The sequence below is a fragment of the Peribacillus sp. SIMBA_075 genome (assembly GCF_046534585.1).
Genome location: NZ_JAWRYN010001359.1, coordinates 1 through 245, shown reverse-complemented (window position 1 = coordinate 245; position 245 = coordinate 1). Strand labels below are relative to the sequence as shown.

At 50.2% G+C, this 245-nt stretch carries 1 pseudogene; it reads left to right on the top strand.

The features are described from left to right. Window positions 1-15: 15 nt before the first annotated feature. Window positions 16-245 (top strand): annotated as a pseudogene (locus tag SB775_RS32775) (DUF4129 domain-containing protein); the annotation flags it as partial.

Below are 245 nucleotides of genomic sequence, written 5' to 3'. Positions count from 1 at the left end.
CAGCAGGCTTTATTTGTGCATGGAGAAAAGATTCGTGCGTATACGAATTACTTACAAGATGCAAGAGAGCAGGGGAAAGAGGGAAAGTGGCGCGAGGGAGAGCGGTCACTATTTTTGGCCCTGCTCGTTTACATGCAGACAAAAGCATGGATTCGAATCGAAAAGTGGAAAACCAACTGGGAATACGCTGACGAGCTCCAATTGAATCAGCCGCGGGCAGAGGAGCTGTTCAGACGGCACGCCAG